The sequence below is a fragment of the Haloplanus sp. GDY1 genome, assembly GCF_023703775.1.
GTDB classification, from domain to species: domain Archaea; phylum Halobacteriota; class Halobacteria; order Halobacteriales; family Haloferacaceae; genus Haloplanus; species Haloplanus halophilus.
Window position 1 is genome coordinate 40,959 of sequence record NZ_CP098516.1, and the last position, 17,767, is coordinate 58,725.

Below are 17,767 nucleotides of genomic sequence, written 5' to 3' on the forward strand. Positions count from 1 at the left end.
TCGAGGGTATTAGCACATCTGTCCGGACTGAAACGAACCTTGGACAGAGGCAGGATTGCCACGCTTCGTAAACGAGGCTGCATGGCTTTATCTTACCTTTAAATAGCGGATTATCCGATCCGGTGATTATATCGAGGTAATCGACCATTCATATTATTGAATCGTCGCTGTTCTCGTCTTTCACGCTCCCGTGCTCGTCTCGTTGAGTTGGTTATTTCGCACCGATACACGCACCAAGTCTTATCGCTACGCCAGTGATTACGCAACCTGCTACTGACCCGTCCGCTTCCGATATATACAACCGCATAGCCGCTGACGGTTGGTGCAGGCCAACCCAATTCGTAGACGCCAATCTGATCTGGTCCGGAAGTCCCCGGTGGGTTGTAGCGAGTAAACGGGAAATTGAGTGGCATTCGAAGAATTATTCAGCGTGTCGTTCAGCTTGGGTTAGCCGAAGTGAATCCTATACCGATCTGTGTCCCCACTCCACTGAGGTGCATCCCAACTCTCGCCAGAGTTTCTTATGTATCCCAGTTCTCGTAATCCCGTCGTATCACCGAGAAAATCCGATGTAGCTGGATCAGCGATTACCCATCTGCATCCTTGTTCGTTGGAACCCACCGAGGCCGTGTTAATCCCACCCAGGAACCGGCGATCGGTGTAATAATCGACGATATCGTCGTGGATTTCGTCGTGGGACGCGGGTATCAGCACCTCTGTAAACATATGGCCGCGATCTCGGAGGGAAACCGAAACCATCCGGCACTCGAATCCCACTCGAATCAGTAACGAGCAGAACAAACAAGTCGTGTCCACGCAGTTGCCTTCATTACCGAGGCATTCTATAGGCGGATGTCGAAAATTTGCATATTCCGCGTAATCGACCTTCGTCCGGACTAATCGATGGAGGTCGCATGCGATCTTAACACCGCCGACCCCCGCGCCATCAACGTGGCTTCGAGCTTTCTTTACGACCTTCCCAAACGGACCGGGATTAAGATTCTCCGCAACATCTACAATGACATCATCTGGTGGTTTGTTCTTTAGCTGGGGCAAGGTGTCTCACCACTTTGAAGGATTGACACTGGGATCTACCTGTTGTACCCCACACTCCAGGTGTTTCTGAGTGATGTAGGCATCTTCTTTCAGGGCCTTCCGAGCTGCCTCAACTGTTACCTCCTCTAGGTCGGCACAGCTATAATCCTGAGTCAGTCGAGCGATCTCCCGGAGGTCCACGCTACTACTAGCAACTGGCCGATCCTCCAGATGAATCTGGAGGACTTCCTGCCGACAAGCCTTGCCCGGGAGACCGATGGTGAAATCCTGTCCGAATCGACCAGGGCGATCGACTGCGTCGTCCATATCTCCCTGAAAGTTGGTCGTCCCGACGATGAGAACATCTTCTTCCTTCAGTGACGGCATGTCGCGGAGGAACTGGCTCACTAATTGTCGCATACCCGCAGACAGATCATTACTCCCGCGCTGCTGGATGAGAGCGTCAACCTCGTCGATAATGATGAGACAAGGCTGGTGTTCCTTCGCCTGTTCGAACAGCCTCTTGACGTTCTTCTCGGATTCGCCAGCCAAACTATCCCGGATCTCAGCCAGGGAAATATCCAGATATTTCCGATCGAGTTCACCAGCCAACGCCTTCGCCATGTGACTCTTGCCCGTGCCTGGTGGACCTGCAAAGAGAACACCATTGGGAACCGGAACACCGTACTTTCGGTGTTGTTCCTTGCTCTCGACGGGTCCAATCGCTAGTTCCCAGAGACGCGACTTCAGTTCGTCGCGTCCCCCCACATCCGAGAAATCGATTTCGGGGTCTCTCCAGTCGAATTCTTCGGTCTCGTCTTCCTGACCTCCCTCTTGTCCTTCTCGTTCATGCTCGACTTCCGGAGTGATACTCGAGCTGTCGACCACACGCTTCTGATCAGCAGCTTTCCGCCAGTTTGCAGCCTTGGAGCGGTGTTTCTCTTCCAGCGGAGGGAAAGACTCCTTATCCGCGAGTGCTCGGAAGCAGCGTTCCAACTCTTTGAAACACTTTGCCAACATCTCCTGATTTGGGTCCGACTCATTCGAGAGTCGGCTGGCCTCTGCTTTCAGCTCCTGGATCCGGTGCTTCAACTCTTGCTTCGACAGGTCGCTCGCGGACTGCTTTTTAAGCCTATCGAACATAGATTACCACTCTAGCTCGACCTGGTCTTCCTCTTCCTGATCAGATGCAAGATCCTGCCCCCCGAGTTCTTCCTCGAGGAAGCCGTCGACGTCCTCGTTGAGACCGACCTCCTCGGCAGAGACTCCTTCTTCTTCCATCTGACGGAGTGCATCCTCCTCTCGTCGAACCTTGTCATCGAGACTGTGCTTGTTCAGCTCCCGCTCTATCGCCTTGTCGGCCTCTTCACGCTCGACGCTGTCCATCTCGGACGTGTTTCCGATGAGTTGCTCATTGACAGCCTCGGCCGTCTCGTCGAGGTCGACCTTCGTGTTCTCATCTGCGGAGACGGCTTTAGTTTCGTAGGCCGTGAGTTCGTCCAGCTTCTGTTCGAATTTCTCGAGATGAGCAACGAACAGTTTGACGTGTTTGAACGCCTGCTTCCGCATCTTCCGCGCCTTGGCGAGGTACCGTTTGCGCGTCAGATTCGAAGCACTCCGGGCCTGTTCGAGGTAGTCGTTCCGGAGGTCGTTGAAGTGCTCGAACCTATCCTCAGCCTCCTTCATCTTCTGCTCATGTTGCGTGAGGTCGTCTTCGTAGTCTTGGATCGTGTATTGCGTTCCGAAGACGCGTTCTCCCTCACGTTCAGCCACTGCTTTCATCTCGTTCAGCGTCTGTGCGCCGAAGACTTTCTTCAACCAGTCGCGGACGGGTTCTCGGAGACTGACCATGATTATGAGGTATCGCTGTTTTCGATGCCTTGTTCGTTAAGTTGGGCCCGGCGATCGTGGGAGATGTCTGGCTTGGTCATGACTACGGTCGACAGGATACCGACCAAAGCTCCGATGACCGCAACCACGACCAGCAAATCTTGTTCTTCTGCGGTCACCGTGAGCAGTGCTTCGCCGAGTTTCCACTCGGCAAAGACAGTTGCCCCGGCCAGACCCAGGCTGAAGAGCCAACCGGACATCCAGTTTCGTTCAAGCGCCTTGTACACCGCCAACGTGCCCAGCACTCCGAGGAGCACGTGACCTACGAACACGAGTGCGAGTAGTGCATCGTTCATCGCTCACCCCCAAATAGAGAGAGCAAATTTAAAAATGTTTTGCTCAATTTAGGAATGTTCTATCTTGTATCATAGATGTATCAGTGGAGAGGGAGTGTTACACAAATTTGTAAAGCATTAATGTGGGCGAGGGCCAAGGGTATGGTAATGTCTGGCCCACTCGTTGAGGAAAAATCACTCCCGACTGCTACCGAGGTGATTAGATCAATCACCCCCCCCGTTTTGGCAACTCTCATAGTCATTCAGGGGCCCGACCGAAAAACGCAGGAAGAGATTGCCAACGAAGTTGGATGCGCTCGGTCGACGGTTTCAAAATATTTTCGCACTCTCGAGAACCTACCTCTCCCTGTAATCAATAAACAGGGGCATAGCGTAGTGGTCACCGAACACGGTGAAGGCTTGATTGAAATCTATCAGTCGATATTATCTGAATTCGATATCGACCTCGAATCGGTTGATTGGGCAGCTGATGAGATCTCCCTTGTTGAGAATGCACTCTCCCCTCTCTATAGGTTCCGAAGTGAAACACCGTTTCTCGTCCTAGCTGGATTAGTTGACCTATCGACTGAAGCGCAACATGAGATATGGATTGACGATTTGATCATTCGGATGGAAAACATCGATAGAGAGACGATCAACTCCGTATCTAAGCAACACTTCGAGCAGATTCTAGATAATCTTGAGCAGCACGGGACGATTCGTAGAGACGGTGAAGAAATTGAACTCACAAAAAAAGGTCGACATCAAGGAAACCTCCTGAGGAAGGTAATCTTTGACACCTCTATCGAACGTGACACCGTCAAAACGCAAAAGTCTCAAACCAATAGTAGTGTATCGGCTTCAGATCAGTCACAAACCATTTCTCCTCAAGATGGCCTAAAGGCTGGTACTGAACCTGAATTGATAGCCGAACCAGATGCTGCGAATGCATTCCGAGGGGGGAACCTCCAAGGTATCGTCGGTACCGCTGAAATCGGGCCTGTAGTTTGTGTCGATTCAGGCGATGGGCTCCGGACAGTCGGGTCAATACGTGGACGGGATACAGAGGCTCTCGCAGAAAACCTCCGAGCTATTGCATCCGAACTTGAGGAAATGGAAGACGCAAGCGGTCACCCGCTGTCTGCTGGGATATATAGATGTCTTGTTCGTGATGACAAGGTCTTCCCGCTCGGAGATGACTGGCAATCTCTTGAAACTGCCAGCTTCGCAGAATGGCATATGATTAATAAAGCCTTCCGTCGGATAGATCAACATGACCCGTGAGTAATATCTTTCAGGTCAAACTCGGACCGACATTTGGGGAAGATGTCGCACGGATTCGAGGTAGGAGCTGTGCTCTTCCGACACAAGGGGAGTATACCCCGATATTTGAATTTACGATTCCTCTTGAACTCCACACGTCTCCAGTTCAGTTTGATCAGAATGACATCCCCTATGTTCGGTTTACTGCGAATCCTGAAGATTATCACATTAACAATAGCACCGTCGCACCAGATACGGTAATATCGGACAGGCTACTCCAAGGTGGAACAATCGCAACGAGTGTAGACTCGCTCTCCCGGTCGTTTGTTCATCAGCCGGCGAGCGAAACCGCTCTATTACGAACTTTAGAACAGGAACCAACTGTTTCTGCTTCGGTTCTGGAGGAAATTCGCAGGCAACTGGTGACTCCCTTGTTGTCAGATGATCTCTCGCAAACGCAGGCGAGGTCCGCCAGAGAATTACTTTCACAGAACATCCGAACCCACGAAGCCCAGCACCTCAGAGACTTGATCGACCCGAGAACAGCAATGTGGAAAGAAACCGAGTTGCTATGGCAATTTCAGTTGATTGCCGCATCTTCACATGCCCTCAATAATGAGTCAATCGTGAAGCGTATCGCTGTCCTCTACGCGATTCCCCGACAGTTTCTAACGGAACTCTCAGCACTTGTTACTGAGGAACTTGAAACAGAGGACCCAGAAGTTGAATCCGTCATTACGAAGAGAGTCTCCGAGCAACGTGGGCCCGAACAACGATTGTTAGATTATTTTAACCAGTATAACCTCTCCAGTGGACAGCTAACATCGATTCTCGATTGCGATGCTGCCGAACAGTACGGTGACATCTGGATATTGTACGTGCTCAAACAGCTGAATCAGGGTCGTCTTATCGATAACATCACCTCAAAGTCGTTCCTTGAAGAGATGGACATTCAGAGCCCGGCTCAATACATGGGGATAAAGAATATGCCAGATAGTGAGTTATCCGCTCTACGTGATGATTTCATAGATTTGGTCTTCGCGCACCTCTATGGACCAGCATTCGAGGTAATCTCATTTGATACAAGTAATACAGGTGAATTCGAGATCCGACGCCAGTGGTTCAATACAAACCCAACTGTAGATGGGGACGGACACCTATTAGCTGTTCGACGAGCGCTCTTTCTCCGGACATTCATGAGTGAATTCCGATCCCTAACAGAACTCACAGCGCTTCGGACAGAGGTCAAGAAAAAGATCTCTCGAACACTATCTGGGAATACCGTCTCGCTGTCCCCCCCACTATTCGAGATTGATCCCGAGCGAGTAGCAGACAATTTGAGAAAGAGCCTGAGAAACACAGGGGAGGAATTAATTGACACGCCGGAGCGAAAACATCTAGCTCAGTGGCTTAACGATCTGAACTACGTCCCTTCTGCCCACTCCTGAATAATTGGGATTACTGGTTCTATACTCTCTCCTTCTACAATCTGATCTGCCATATCACGGGTGGTTTCATCGGAAGGATTCAGGCCGATCTGCAAGCCACGAAGGTTTCGCTGGAAGTCATCGGAAGAGTTCCCAATCGCAATCGTCTGTTCGAGAGGAATTGAGTGGTTGCTCGCGATCTGTTCAAATATATCTTGTTTCGTGTACGGGGTGACAGTCATATCAACATCACCTGATATTCGCCCACCATCTAAATTCAACTTGTTAGCGGTGAGAAAGTCCAGTTCGTGACCATCCATAATCTCCGAGATGAGCTGCTGAACCCCACCACTAACGATTCCAACAATATACCCTTCTGACCTCAGGAGTTGAATCATCGTGTCAATACCAGAAATTCGATCCACGTTCTCGGCAGCATCAGTAAGAGCATTTGCAGGATTACCTCCCCATAACCCGGCATCAAGATGCCCCCACTGCGAAAATGAGATTTCTCCATTAGAGAATTTATCATAGTGTTCGTTTGCATCCTCAACGACGCCAAAGTGTTGATGAAGAATTCTCCATGTGCTCCCAAAGATAAGAGCGTCATCGAAGTCAAGAAAAACAACACCCGCTGGCTGTGATGATTCCGTCTGATCGGCTGCAATCGTGGAACTAGTCATTTGAATAGATCTGATTTGGATTTTCGCTTGTACTTCTCTACCGTTTTCTCATTCGGATGGGTGAGCATCATATGATCTCTAATCATTCAACGATCTGCCTCCGGATCTTCGTGCCAGTCTTTGTTCTCTGACCAGGTTTCCCCTTGGCGTTCCTTCCGATAGGATTCCAACGTAGCCTGATCAAGGTTCGGGGGGTTAAGACGTCGTTTGAGTTCCGTCGCTTTACGATAGACATCCTCCTGCTCATATCGATGTGCTGGGTCGTTCATGAGCGAAAGGGCAACGAAGACAGCAGCTTCATCATATCCACCCTCTTGTGTGAGCGACCGAATCTGATTTGATGCTGTAGAGAGCTGCACGGCGTGCTCTAATGACGCCGTAAGTGATGAAACCGAAAACCCACTGGTCGAGACTCCACTTCCTCGTTGCTCAGCAGTATACTCAGCACTATATTGGAGTTTATTGATTGAAGTCGGTACCTCAGCTTTCGAGCGGAGTTCCTTCACAAGATTCGCTGCCTGCTGTTGGAGATCAGCAAGCTCCCGATCCTGAAACTGGTACTTGATTGAGTCCATTTCAAGGAGATCATCATAACTCGGAACAGCAAGAGAAGGACCCAGTACGAACCAATCATCTTCGTTGACCTCCGCAATCTCGCTTGCGAGTTCGCTAGTTAGATTCAACGTCTCCCTCGTCTCCGTCAGTTCAGATGGCATCAGACCGTAGATTCGATTCCCAGCATGAAGTCGATCAAGATGCTTAGCACTGGCTCCCGCTTCCGAAACGGGAAGGTCGAAATCCGATAGCCCAGAAGGCGTCATGCCGTTGAGCTGGCTTGTGATGAGATGTTCACCACCAGCGATTATCCCCTTCACGTTATACTGGTTCAACTCACGGTCGGCATTCCGCCGGATGTGAAGCGCCGCGACATCCTTGTTAATCACTTTCCGTAGCCATCCATCGGTATCCCCCACCCCAGAGGCCATCTTCCGTTCTTGTTGCCGTTCGGAGCGCCTCATCGAAACGAACTCGTCGACATTTTCGCTTAACCCACTCCTGAAATCCTCTTGGTATTCCCCTCGAGCGTAGTCAGTCCACAACTCACAGGCTACGGTTGCGTAGCGCCGACTGGTATCGTTCGATAGTTTCTGGAGAAGCTTCTCATTTCGCTCGAGGTTGCGCTCGCGCAATTGAGGGGGATAGAACTGGCTGTAATCGATAAGATCGATGATCCCTCGCCGTGCGAGAGATTCATATGCCAGCGTCAGGTAGTGATATTTCGTATTCTCCTCGAAGATTGCTCGAGATCGGATTTTGTCGTAGTCGTATTTGTCAATCAACACCACCGGCTGGTTTTGGGTCTGATAAATATGAGGGATGTTTAGAACTAGAGAAGTGGTTGAGGGCCCTGGTAACGCGAGGAGCGCATCCCGCTGTGACATACTTGGCCTATAATTTGCTATGGCAAATAAAACTTTTTCACGTCCCCGTTTCAAAGTTGTACCATGCCCAAGCGGACTGGCCTCTCCCATGCAGTTGCGGCTGTTGTCGTCGTCGTTGTCGGGCCTGTCCTTTCTCGACTCATTGAATTACTTGTCACCACCAGAGATATTGAACTCGCTATAGAGTCGCTTTCCAGTATCGTAAGCTCCCATCCATTTGTTCCACTGAGTACTGATTATACCATCACGGCAGTTTACCTCGCCGTAGTCGGAACATTAGCATTTATTTGGGGGTACGCATACCATATTCGACGTCATTCGGGGATGTAACAAGTAACCACACAATGGACTATCTCATCTCGGACCTCCACCTTGATCACGACAACATCATCGACTACTGTGACCGACCCTTCAGCTCAGTTGGTGAGATGAACGAGACGCTGGTTGAACGCTGGAATGCCATCATCGACCCAAATGACGAGGTGCTGTACGGTGGCGATTTGACTATTCGTACGTCAGCTGCGGCCCTGCTGGACTGGCTCGACGAACTCAACGGCGAAATTATCTTTTTGATGGGCAACCACGATGGCACCGTACTGGAGGGTGTAGAACAGGCCCAGTTCGCTGAAGAGTTTCGCTTCAAGCACCGTGGAGTTCCATTCCACGCCACCCACGATCCCGCGGACGGCCCCTCGAACTGGAAGGGATGGCTGCTTCACGGCCACCATCATAACAATTGGCCGGATCAATTCCCGTTCGTTGATCCCGAAACGTGCCGGGTCAACTTCTCCGTTGAACTGCTGGACTACCGGCCATTGTCGACCGACCGGCTGGTTGAGTACCTAGCCTGCGGCGAGCGGTTCGCCGACCGGGCAGCAGCAGAGGAGGGGCTCGAGGACAATAACGGATTTTGATGCCGAAGCGGACACGATTCGGGTCGCTGGGGCGACCATCGAGGCGTTGGTCTTCACCGACCTTCATCTCCGTTCGACAGGCGCCCGGTTCCCTATCGATGAACTGCCCGTGACGAATCACGACCTCGTCATCTCGCTTGGGGACGTGATTGACGACAACCGTGACCACGCGCCATCGGATGCAGCGGGAGAGGCATACGAGGAGCGCGGGCGGGAGTTCTTCGACGCGCTGAACGATGAGGGCGTTCCCGTGTTGGCGGTTCCAGGAAACCACGATCCGATTAGCTGTACGCAGCGACTGAGCGACGGGCTCGCGAACATCACGCCACTCCACCGAGACAACATCACGGTCGCCGTCGACGGGACGTGGGAGTTGACTATCGCTGGGTGGGGATTCGACCAGTTCGACTTCAAACCCTCATTCCTTGCCTCAGACTACCCCGGAGTATCGGTCGGGCCAGGCCAGACTGCGGACACAGCCGCAGACGCGCTACTCCACGAGACTAGCCAGTTTATTGGAGGCTTCTTGAGTGAGTCAGAATTCGCCGGACGACTCGGCACTGCGGAGACGGACGAATCGTTCAAAGAGTCGCTGGAGTTGCTCGTAAACCGTTTAGAGACCATCCATGGGCTTCTCGAGGACCGCCGTGACTTGGGCCTCATCGCGAGCCATGTCTCCCCGTTCGGCGTCCCATTCGATATCCGGGGCCAACACTCCCACGATGGATCAGTGCATTCCGGGTCACTCGCCCTCCGGCTAGCCGTGGCCATAACCGAAGCGATTGGCTGCTTATCCGGCCACACGCACAAGCGCGGTACGACCGCAGTACGCACATTAGAGGGGCATGCCTATGCGCACAATCCCGGCGACGCAGGCATCTCGAGCGTGACAATCCATCAGGATGGCGCGGTGCAGGTGGAGGCGGTCGACGTGAGGTGGTGATAGCGTGACGACTGCTTCACAGGCTCGTGGATGCCTCCAATCTGGCCGAGGAGGCCAGCGCTGAGGTGCCAGGCACCACCTGGCAAAAAGTATTGTAGGAGGCACAGGTACCCGCTGATGAAGACCGATGACAGACAGAACGGTCACCACCGAAGCGACGGGAAGGCGAACCGAAACCCCCGATCTAGCGACGGTCGAAGCGAGAGCTATTGCAGGAGCAGACACGGCATCAGCCGCCCGAAAGTCGGCTCAAGACCTAGCCGCGACGATTCGGTCGGCACAGACCACCGTTGATCCTGATCGTGTTCAGACAACGGAGATACGAGTCAAGGAGTCTACGGAGCTATTCGAGCCCGAGACCGACAAGCGATTTCAGGGTATAGAGCGACTCCGTATCGACTGTGTCCCGGAGACGGCAGAAGCCGTGGTTGTCGACACGCTGGAGGCCGGCGGAACCGTCCAGAGTGTCGAATTCGGGTTCCACAAAGACGTTCGTGAACGGTTGCAGGACGAAGCGCTCAATGCGGCCGTCGCTCGGGCCAGAGAGAAAGCCGAGCGGCTGGCGCGTGCCGAGGAATCAACCGTCGGTCGCGTCCGAGAGATGATGATGACAGACAAACGCTCGGGGATGGACGGACTCGTCGAAGACGCACTGTGTGATCACGACGGGCCCGATCTCCAGCCGACGCCCATCACGATCTCCCAGTCTGTCGAGGTCGTCTACGAGCTTGAGGAGTGACGCGTGCCCGACTCCCGGCCAGCAGAATCCTTGCATGAAGATGGCGATGGTTGATGAGTCCCAACACCCCGAAGCCACGAGTTGATTCAGGGCTCATGGATAGATGTTTTCATCGTTCAGGCACACCTGGTTTCACGCCGATTCAGCTAACGTGCATCCGTCCAGCTATCACTGAGGGTTCAACATCACGCCACCTCCCCAAAGGTCACTCCCAAGTGTCGCTCAACTGCCGCGAGGATCTCGGCTTCCACCGCTGCGACCGAGCGCCCGGAGATTCGGACTGTTCCCGCGCCATCGTGGCCTCCGCCGAGCCCCGCTCGTTCGGCCAGCGATGGGAATAGGTCGTCACCCAGACTCAGCCGCTCAGCGAACGCGTCCGTGCAGCGCCCGACGACCCGGACGTGGTCGCCCTGGTCGGAGACGGCGAACGCACAGTCGGCTTCTACGGTGAGGAGTGCTCGGGTTGCCGCGGATTCGTCACCGCCGACTCGTGTGACTGCGACAACCGTGTCCCCGGCCTTGTACCCGTCCGCGCGAAGCACACCCTTGAACCGTGCCATCCGCTTCCCGGGGGACTCCGGCACCGGAAACAGCGACGCGAGGCGCTGCTCCTCCCCGCGAAGGTGATCGAGGAGGTCCGTCAGGTACTCGACCTGTGGCGCCCCGGCGGTGGCGAGAAACCCAGTGTCGGATAGGAGGCCAGCGACGAGCGCGGTCGCCCCAGGGGCGGAGAGTTCCCAGTCGGCAGCCTCGATGATGCGGTAGACGAGTTCCGCCGTCGACTCGGCCGCCGTGTCGAGGACGGCAGCGGTCGCAGCCGATTCGAGGTCGCCATTGGTGTGATGGTCGATGAGGTACAGCTCCGATTCCCCACCGGTCGGATCGACTGGCGCGATTCGATCCAGCGAGGGTGAGTCGAGCACGACGACCCCGTCGTAGGACGACACGTCCGGATCCGTGACCGTCGGAATCGACTCGACGAGCGGCTTCGCGCTGGCCTTGATGCCGTCGGGCGTACAGACCGTTGTATCGGCAGCGAGCGCCTCGTCGAGTGCGATGGCGCTTCCGAGGCTGTCCCGGTCGGCGTGCCGGTGGGTGACGAGCAACACTGGATCGTGGCCCTGGAGTCGTTGAGCGAACCGAGCAGGGTTCACAGTAGCGGGGCTGAACGTGGGAGTGTTTTAACCGTTCTGCCGGTATGAGAACGAATCACAGACGGTTCTCAGTGCCATTACCAGTTCATCCCGTCATCTGCAGCGCGGAAAGTACGACCGTGTCGCCCAACTCTTCCCTGATGCGTCCACCGAGTACGCCGTCCTGAACATGTAGACTCCCGTCGAGCGCCTGTGGAAGGTTCTTCTGGAGTCGATCGAACTCCGAAAGCTGGAGTTTCCCCCCAGCGACCGCGTAGCCCATCCACCCCTCAACAGCCCCGTCCGTGTGCGCGAGCGGAACGAGCGACTCAGAGATCGTCTCTACATCGAGTTCTTGGCTGTCGAGGCGCGCCACCGACGGAACTGCGAGTCCACCGTTCCGCCACTGCTCCCAGACGTTGGCGTAGTCGATGCCGACTCGGCCTGGGACCGTGGGTAGCTCGACGACGTTCGTCACGAAGCGCTGGACGAGCCGGTCGGCGAGAACATCCGATTGCTCCTCCCCGGTACTGAGTGGCCCTTCACTGATCGTCGACTCATCCAGTAGAACGGTCGTGTTCGTCGCTTCGGTGAGTCGCCGGAGCGCTCCGCTCAGGAGGTTACCGTCGGTCGAGGCGAACACCATCGTCGGCGTCTCCTCCAGTAGGGACACAAGTCCTGCTGTGCCAGCCACAGCGTCCGCGTCCGTGAGGGACAAGGTGAGGAGACAGATATCCGCCGGGGCCAGCAAACCCTCGAGGTCTGTTGGAAGAGTGGCATCTTCGCCTGAAACTGCCATTGCGGTGTCGGCAAGGTCGAACTGATTCGAACCTAGCTCGGAATCCACTTCGAACCCATCGCCCACACGGACAGTGGTGACGTGGTCGTCGAGGGGTGTTTGCGGTTCGAGGTCGAAGGAGCGGTCGGCGAGTCCATCGTCGATTCGCCCGCAGCCACGGTCCCCGCACCCGACATAAGAGAACCGTGGTGGGCCGAAGTTGGTCGTCTCCGCGTCCGGAACCTCCTCACTTTCCTCTGCCTCGGTATGTTTGAGTGCCGCCTCAACGATGCTATCCATAACGGTGCCTTCGACCTCACACATTTTGGCCTTGCCCAAAACGCCGAAGAACTCGGGAATTCGTTCAGCTTGTTCAACCGCTCGGAGGGAGTGACGAACAAGGCCCGTTCGAACGCTCCGTTCCCGCTCACATGTAGTAGTAATAATGAGTATCGAGATTGACGTCCGAAGCCTCCGGTTCGGCCAAGATACCGCCAACCTTCTGCGCAATTCCTAATGTGACCGGTAGGCGCTTACAGAAGTCGGAGCTGTTCCAATCCAGCTTCGTGAACGATAGAATCTCTTGGCAGAACCGACGGTAATCCTGCGAGAAGTACTCCTCATGTGGGTGGATCACAATCGGGTTCGGCGTACCCGGCCCGTTATAGACTGACTGCTCTGGGACGTATCCCTGTGTGTACAGGTAGCACTCACGTCGTCCCGGCGGGATAGCAAGCGTTCCGCGAAGTGCGGGATGGTCGCCCGTCCCAGGGAAGAGTCGGAAGGGATGTCTCTCGCGCACAGCGGCAAACTCCTTCTCGTCCACATCCGCTGCACCGTCGCTGAATCCCTGCGCCTCTTCGTCCAAGAAATTCGACGACTTGTGAAGCACGAATCGATCGGGATACACATCTCGATACTGGCCATATTGTTCGAGGATGTCCTCGGCGAGTCGCTGCGCGTCCTCGCGGGAGAGGTGCGTTTCGCCGGGACGATCATCCCCGGAAATATCCTCGACTTCACCGCCTTCAATGACGAAGTTACGCCCGTTCTCGATGAATACTTGCGCAAGCGCGGCACGTGTTTCTCCGCCCTCACCACGTTCCCTGTAGAAAGAGATTCCGGCGTAGCATGTCCTACTCCGGAGTTTGGCGAGCTTCCACGGTCGCCCCTCACGAGCTTTGTACAACATCCCGACCGCGAGGTTCCACGCTAGCTCTGACTCCTCCTGCACGTCTTCGCCTTCCTGATACAGAGTACGCGGGAGAAGGAGCTGGGTTGGGGTGCGGTTCTTCATCCCCGAGATCTTGATCTGGCTGTGGAAGTTCGTTGTCTCGGTTCTGATCCGCTGCGTGTCCGTACTCGGATCCGAGCAGCTATCGACAATACGCTGCGGGACGGGGACGAAGACAACGTCGGGTTTCGGCGTTTGCGAGCAGACGCGTTGGATATGGCTGTTGAAGAGTTTGAGCGTGAAGTTCACGCGGTCCTCCCTACTGGGCAACTCCTCAATCTGCTGCATATCCTTCGGTCGGATTCGCCCCTTCCACTCATCGAGCGTCTGGTAATCGATCCCGATGCCCGTCTTCGAGTCGAATCCGGGGAAATTTTGCTTCCATCGCTTTCGGTTCTCGTTGCTCCGAATTCCCGACCGCATCCCTCGGAGAAGTTCTTCCATCCTGCTGATTGAGCGACTGCTCCCGACGATACCCACGTTGACGACCTCGATATCCACCTTTTCCGAAATGGGACACGGGCCGTGTTCCAAGAGTCCGGCGCGCGGATCCTTGTTTTCCTCGCCGTCAGCAAAGACAAGCTTCGGTTCCGGGATGCGCGTTATTTCAAATCCAGTCATGGTTCTATTCAACCTGTTTGCCCTCCATCAGGGTGTCTCGCTCGTCCGCGTTTTTTGGCGGACGATTTGAAAGTTCGAACGACAGTCCCTCTAGGCGCATTCGCTGCGATTGGCTTGATATGTTCAGATCCGCGAACTGCTCGCTCGACTGTGTTCCTTCTGGGACACCGAAATGACTCCGCCACTGGCGAAATTGCGACCGCTTGTTGGTAATCCGCTCTCGGTTGTTCTTGTCCAAGTCGTTGTGTAGATCGTCGGCCTCGTCTCCCTCAATCACGACTTCACCGTGTCCGTGCCTGGTGAACAACCATCCCGTGGGCAAGAACGCGTAGAACTCGTCGCCATACTGCTTGACTCGGGGCTCCGCGTACCGATGTGCGACTGCACGCCCCATATCGAACAATGCTACGTACCCATCGACCTCCTCCTTTCGTCGATCGTCTGCCTCGTCTCCCTCGAGCGTCTGCTGCGTGATGCTGAAGCGGTCGCTCACCTCGAAGATCAATTTGTGAGTTCTATCGTGCCTGACGACACGGCACCGATCGTGCCGCTCCTCCCCACGGCACAACATCTGGTAGTTCAACAGTGTGATCCCCCACCGCCGCTCATCATCGTTTGCTGCGGCCATCCACTCCGTGAACACGTGCCTTGACGCCTCGTCGGCTTTCACGTACTTCTGGAGGGAGTCCTGCATAGAATCGGGGTCGATCAGACTGTAAGCGTCGTTCCCGTCGAACCAGATTGGGAGGTGCCCGGGGTTATCCTCACGGACATCGTGGTGACTCTTCGCTACGCTCGGTATCTCCCAGAGGTGTTCGGGTGGGTCGGCGATCCGGACACCGTTCGGAATGATTTCGCCGGGCTGCTTGACGGGCTCGTTCTCCCGGACGTAGAACTCCCACTTCTTCTGTCGACGCTCTTTGGACTCACGGTCGTCAATCAGCTGGCCGAGGCGTTCGTAGCCCGCCTTCTTGATGGCAACCTTTTCCAAGAACGTCCAGAAGTCCTCGAAATCCAGCTGCTCTAACTGCTCCGCTTCATCCTCATTCAGACTGTGGTCGTCGCACAAACGCTCATAATAGTCGCGTACCGCCCCCCTCTTCCGAATCCGGTCGTGGAAGATATCTTTCCACTTCTGTTGAGCAGCGTAGTCAGCGGCGTAGACGTGGAACTCGAACTCGGTGTCACCACTGTAGAAGTCGATGAACTGTCTGGCGAGTTCGTTGATAAAAGACTCCTCTGTCCGTCCAAGCTTGGTGTGTTTCGTCTCGACGCGGAACACCTTCTCCTCGTTCTGTGCTGGCCGGTCGAGCACGATGTCCGATGTGCCAGCGTACTCGTCACCGATAGCGTGGTACTCGCCAGCTTCCAAGTACTCCTTCACCTGCTGGCGATAGGCCTCTCCGCTATGTTGACTGGACTCTTGTTCCCCTTCGAGATTCTCCCAAGACACTACCTACCACTACTCATGTCATCTATAAAAACGCTGGTCGCCGAGCCCCCCATAGAAACTATACGCAATACTACGAAACACACGGGAACACGAGATGGCTGAAGAGCTAGAACCGGACGAGGTGATTGCGCTGGTGTTCGAGGAATGCATATACGACGATATCCGCCCGAAGGCCTTCCACAAGATCCTTTACTTCGTTGACAAGGAGCTGGAGCGCGAACACCTCTCCGCCGACTTGCCCATCTTCTGGTACATGTACGGTGCAGTGGTTGCAACGTCCGACACCGCAGCTACCTTCGATAACGCAGATGACGGCACCACGGTGGAGTGTTCGATCACCGCTTCTGATATCGACGCCTCCGAGAACGTCATTCGTCGCGGGCGGAGGGCGGTTAATCGGGCCCTCGACCGCTACTACGATGGCGGAATCGAAGGCCTGACCGACGAAATGTACGACGGGGCACCATACGAGGTGCAGCGGCACTACCGCCGCCTGGACGAGCAGCTGGAAGCTGCGGCAGACAAAGGGCAGATGACCCTTGACGGGGGGAAGAACGAAAAGCGGACTCGTGAAACACTGTACAACTTCATCGAGGCGTTTCCTGAAGACGAGTTCCCGGAATTCTCGGACGACCTGAGCATCTGGTATCGGTTGATGAGCGCCGACCTGGACTCCGAGGACTACGATCCGGATAGAGCTCAGGATTTGGCCGAGGACTTCTGGCGGCTGTTCTGCTTGGAATTGGCCTGCCGAGAGAACAACGGGTTGTCACGGGAGGACATCGCTCGGGAACTGAAGGGCGTCTCGAACGTGGAGAATGCCAAGCAACGCATTCGAGGCGAGTTCCTCAAAAAGGAGCGGAAGAAGGCGCGTGAAAATGCCCAAGATGATGAAACCGCTCTCAAGGCCGCAGAGGCGCTCGTAATTCCGCATCTGGACTTCACCGTGGCACGAAACGTATGACACGATACTTCCTCGACACCGGGCCGATGCTCGGTGTCACGTTCCTGCACGACCTGTGGAGAGACGAATCGGAGCAATTGTTCGACACGGACAACACGTTATACACCTGCGACGCCGCCATCTACGAGTATTGCAACTACGATGGATCCAACGATCTGGACACCGCTGACATTGATTTGGAGTCCGAAGAGGGACGCTTCGGCCAGATCCTCTCGAAAGTTCGCCTCGCACAACGGAGCCTCGACATCAAGCTCCAGAGTTACGAAGACGACGAGTTAGATCTCGAGACGCTTACCGATGAGTTCATCGAGGAGACCGGGTTGGAGGACGAAATCAAACCGGAAGAGCTCATCGACAAGCGAATCAAACCCAACGTCAGTGAGTACCTCGTCAAGAAGATCGACGGGAGAGAAGTCACGAAAGAGGTCGCTCGAGAGGCGATGGATGACCTGTGCGACGAAATTGAAACTGAGGCTCGGAACATGCAGGCAATGCTCGCCCGGCGGGTGAAGCGAGCCCCGGAAAGGGAAGACAATTGGGCGGACACGAAGAAGCGACTCCGCTTCGTCGACGATCGTATTGATAAAGTGATTCTGTGCGATGCCGCCAATATGCGTGAAATGGACCTGCTTAGTCGGGTGGTGACGACAGACAGCAACCACATGTACTCCAACCGGGATCGAATAGACGCGATACTCGGATTGACCATCGTATTCATCAAGGATGAGTTCAGCGAGGCGAGGCTTCCTTCGTCGCCCGACACAGAGTAAGGCATAGAATTGTGTTCGCGCTTCATTCTGCGTGGAGTCCCCCTCGCCTAGTTCAAAATCCGAGCCCCCATAGTCCTCAGCATCCGCCTCAGAGAACGCTTCAACGGCGAACTGCACGAGTAGTGGGTAGAAGTACTGGTTCTTCTGGAACTCGTCCGGATCCGCCTTTCGAATCTTCAGCTTGGAGTTGAGATAGGACTCAC

The 17,767-nt window shown here is 54.8% G+C and carries 18 protein-coding genes and 1 pseudogene; 8 read left to right on the plus strand and 11 right to left on the minus strand.

Features of this window, described 5'->3' with window-relative positions:
• Nucleotides 1-447 precede the first annotated feature (447 nt).
• Genes NBT67_RS18225 through NBT67_RS16990 form a run of 4 tightly spaced genes read right to left on the minus strand, consistent with a single transcriptional unit; the run spans nt 448 to nt 3,221 of the window.
• The gene (locus NBT67_RS18225; RefSeq protein WP_425498945.1) at nt 448-1,056 is read right to left on the minus strand and encodes a transglutaminase domain-containing protein; all 609 of its coding nucleotides are present in this window, start codon (nt 1,054-1,056) and stop codon (nt 448-450) included.
• A 6-nt stretch (nt 1,057-1,062) separates the two neighbouring features.
• A complete protein-coding gene (locus NBT67_RS16980; protein ID WP_251344638.1) occupies nt 1,063-2,178 on the minus strand; it encodes an ATP-binding protein in 1,116 nt (371 codons plus the stop codon).
• Between the two features lie 3 nt (nt 2,179-2,181).
• Entirely contained in the window at nt 2,182-2,886 is a 705-nt protein-coding gene (locus NBT67_RS16985) for a hypothetical protein (protein ID WP_251344639.1), read from the minus strand.
• 2 nt (nt 2,887-2,888) lie between these two features.
• The gene (locus tag NBT67_RS16990) at nt 2,889-3,221 is read right to left on the minus strand and encodes a hypothetical protein (protein ID WP_251344640.1); all 333 of its coding nucleotides are present in this window, start codon (nt 3,219-3,221) and stop codon (nt 2,889-2,891) included.
• Between the two features lie 147 nt (nt 3,222-3,368).
• Here NBT67_RS16990 and NBT67_RS16995 point away from each other — a divergent pair, with 147 nt between their 5' ends.
• On the plus strand, nt 3,369-4,484 hold the full coding sequence (locus tag NBT67_RS16995) for a helix-turn-helix domain-containing protein (RefSeq protein WP_251344641.1): 1,116 nt from the start codon (nt 3,369-3,371) through the stop codon (nt 4,482-4,484).
• Nucleotides 4,481-5,911: a hypothetical protein gene (locus NBT67_RS17000; RefSeq protein WP_251344642.1), complete on the plus strand. Its 1,431-nt coding sequence runs from the start codon at nt 4,481-4,483 to the stop codon at nt 5,909-5,911. The genes NBT67_RS16995 and NBT67_RS17000 overlap by 4 nt, the downstream gene beginning before the upstream one ends.
• Here NBT67_RS17000 and NBT67_RS17005 read toward each other — a convergent pair.
• Together NBT67_RS17005 and NBT67_RS17010 are read right to left on the minus strand one after the other, a co-directional pair.
• Entirely contained in the window at nt 5,887-6,573 is a 687-nt protein-coding gene (locus tag NBT67_RS17005) for an HAD family hydrolase (protein WP_251344643.1), read from the minus strand. The genes NBT67_RS17000 and NBT67_RS17005 overlap by 25 nt on opposite strands.
• Nucleotides 6,574-6,659: 86 nt before the next feature.
• Nucleotides 6,660-8,015, minus strand: a complete 1,356-nt coding sequence (locus NBT67_RS17010; protein WP_251344644.1) for a hypothetical protein — start codon at nt 8,013-8,015, stop codon at nt 6,660-6,662.
• Between the two features lie 63 nt (nt 8,016-8,078).
• Between NBT67_RS17010 and NBT67_RS17015 the strand changes: the two genes are divergently transcribed.
• The 4 genes from NBT67_RS17015 (at nt 8,079) to NBT67_RS17030 (ending at nt 10,611) form a co-directional block, all read left to right on the plus strand.
• Entirely contained in the window at nt 8,079-8,345 is a 267-nt protein-coding gene (locus tag NBT67_RS17015) for a hypothetical protein (RefSeq protein WP_251344645.1), read from the plus strand.
• A gap of 14 nt (nt 8,346-8,359) precedes the next feature.
• Entirely contained in the window at nt 8,360-8,929 is a 570-nt protein-coding gene (locus NBT67_RS17020) for a metallophosphoesterase (RefSeq protein WP_251344646.1), read from the plus strand.
• Nucleotides 8,930-8,975: 46 nt separating this feature from the next.
• A complete protein-coding gene (locus NBT67_RS17025; RefSeq protein ID WP_251344647.1) occupies nt 8,976-9,872 on the plus strand; it encodes a metallophosphoesterase family protein in 897 nt (298 codons plus the stop codon).
• Between the two features lie 127 nt (nt 9,873-9,999).
• Nucleotides 10,000-10,611 carry an SIMPL domain-containing protein gene (locus NBT67_RS17030; protein ID WP_251344648.1) on the plus strand — a complete coding sequence of 204 codons (612 nt, stop codon included), beginning with the start codon at nt 10,000-10,002 and terminating at the stop codon, nt 10,609-10,611.
• Nucleotides 10,612-10,796: 185 nt separating this feature from the next.
• Here the strand turns inward: NBT67_RS17030 and NBT67_RS17035 are convergent, their stop codons facing one another.
• The 4 genes from NBT67_RS17035 to NBT67_RS17050 form a co-directional block, all read right to left on the minus strand.
• Nucleotides 10,797-11,720 (minus strand): DHH family phosphoesterase, encoded by a 924-nt coding sequence (locus tag NBT67_RS17035; protein ID WP_251344649.1) that lies wholly within the window; start codon nt 11,718-11,720, stop codon nt 10,797-10,799.
• Nucleotides 11,721-11,850: 130 nt separating this feature from the next.
• On the minus strand, nt 11,851-12,822 hold the full coding sequence (locus NBT67_RS17040) for an FtsZ/tubulin family protein (protein ID WP_251344650.1): 972 nt from the start codon (nt 12,820-12,822) through the stop codon (nt 11,851-11,853).
• 127 nt (nt 12,823-12,949) lie between these two features.
• The gene (locus tag NBT67_RS17045) at nt 12,950-14,377 is read right to left on the minus strand and encodes an argonaute/piwi family protein (RefSeq protein WP_251344651.1); all 1,428 of its coding nucleotides are present in this window, start codon (nt 14,375-14,377) and stop codon (nt 12,950-12,952) included.
• A 4-nt stretch (nt 14,378-14,381) separates the two neighbouring features.
• Nucleotides 14,382-15,830, minus strand: coding sequence for a hypothetical protein (locus NBT67_RS17050; RefSeq protein ID WP_251344652.1), 1,449 nt, complete (start codon nt 15,828-15,830; stop codon nt 14,382-14,384).
• Between the two features lie 94 nt (nt 15,831-15,924).
• Between NBT67_RS17050 and NBT67_RS17055 the strand changes: the two genes are divergently transcribed.
• Complete coding sequence (locus tag NBT67_RS17055; RefSeq protein WP_251344653.1) at nt 15,925-16,794, plus strand: hypothetical protein; 870 nt, start codon at nt 15,925-15,927, stop codon at nt 16,792-16,794.
• Nucleotides 16,791-17,564, plus strand: a complete 774-nt coding sequence (locus tag NBT67_RS17060; protein ID WP_251344654.1) for a TraB/GumN family protein — start codon at nt 16,791-16,793, stop codon at nt 17,562-17,564. The genes NBT67_RS17055 and NBT67_RS17060 overlap by 4 nt, the downstream gene beginning before the upstream one ends.
• 84 nt (nt 17,565-17,648) lie before the next feature.
• Here NBT67_RS17060 and NBT67_RS18285 read toward each other — a convergent pair.
• Nucleotides 17,649-17,759 (minus strand): annotated as a pseudogene (locus NBT67_RS18285) (DUF8160 family protein); the annotation flags it as partial.
• Nucleotides 17,760-17,767 lie beyond the last annotated feature (8 nt).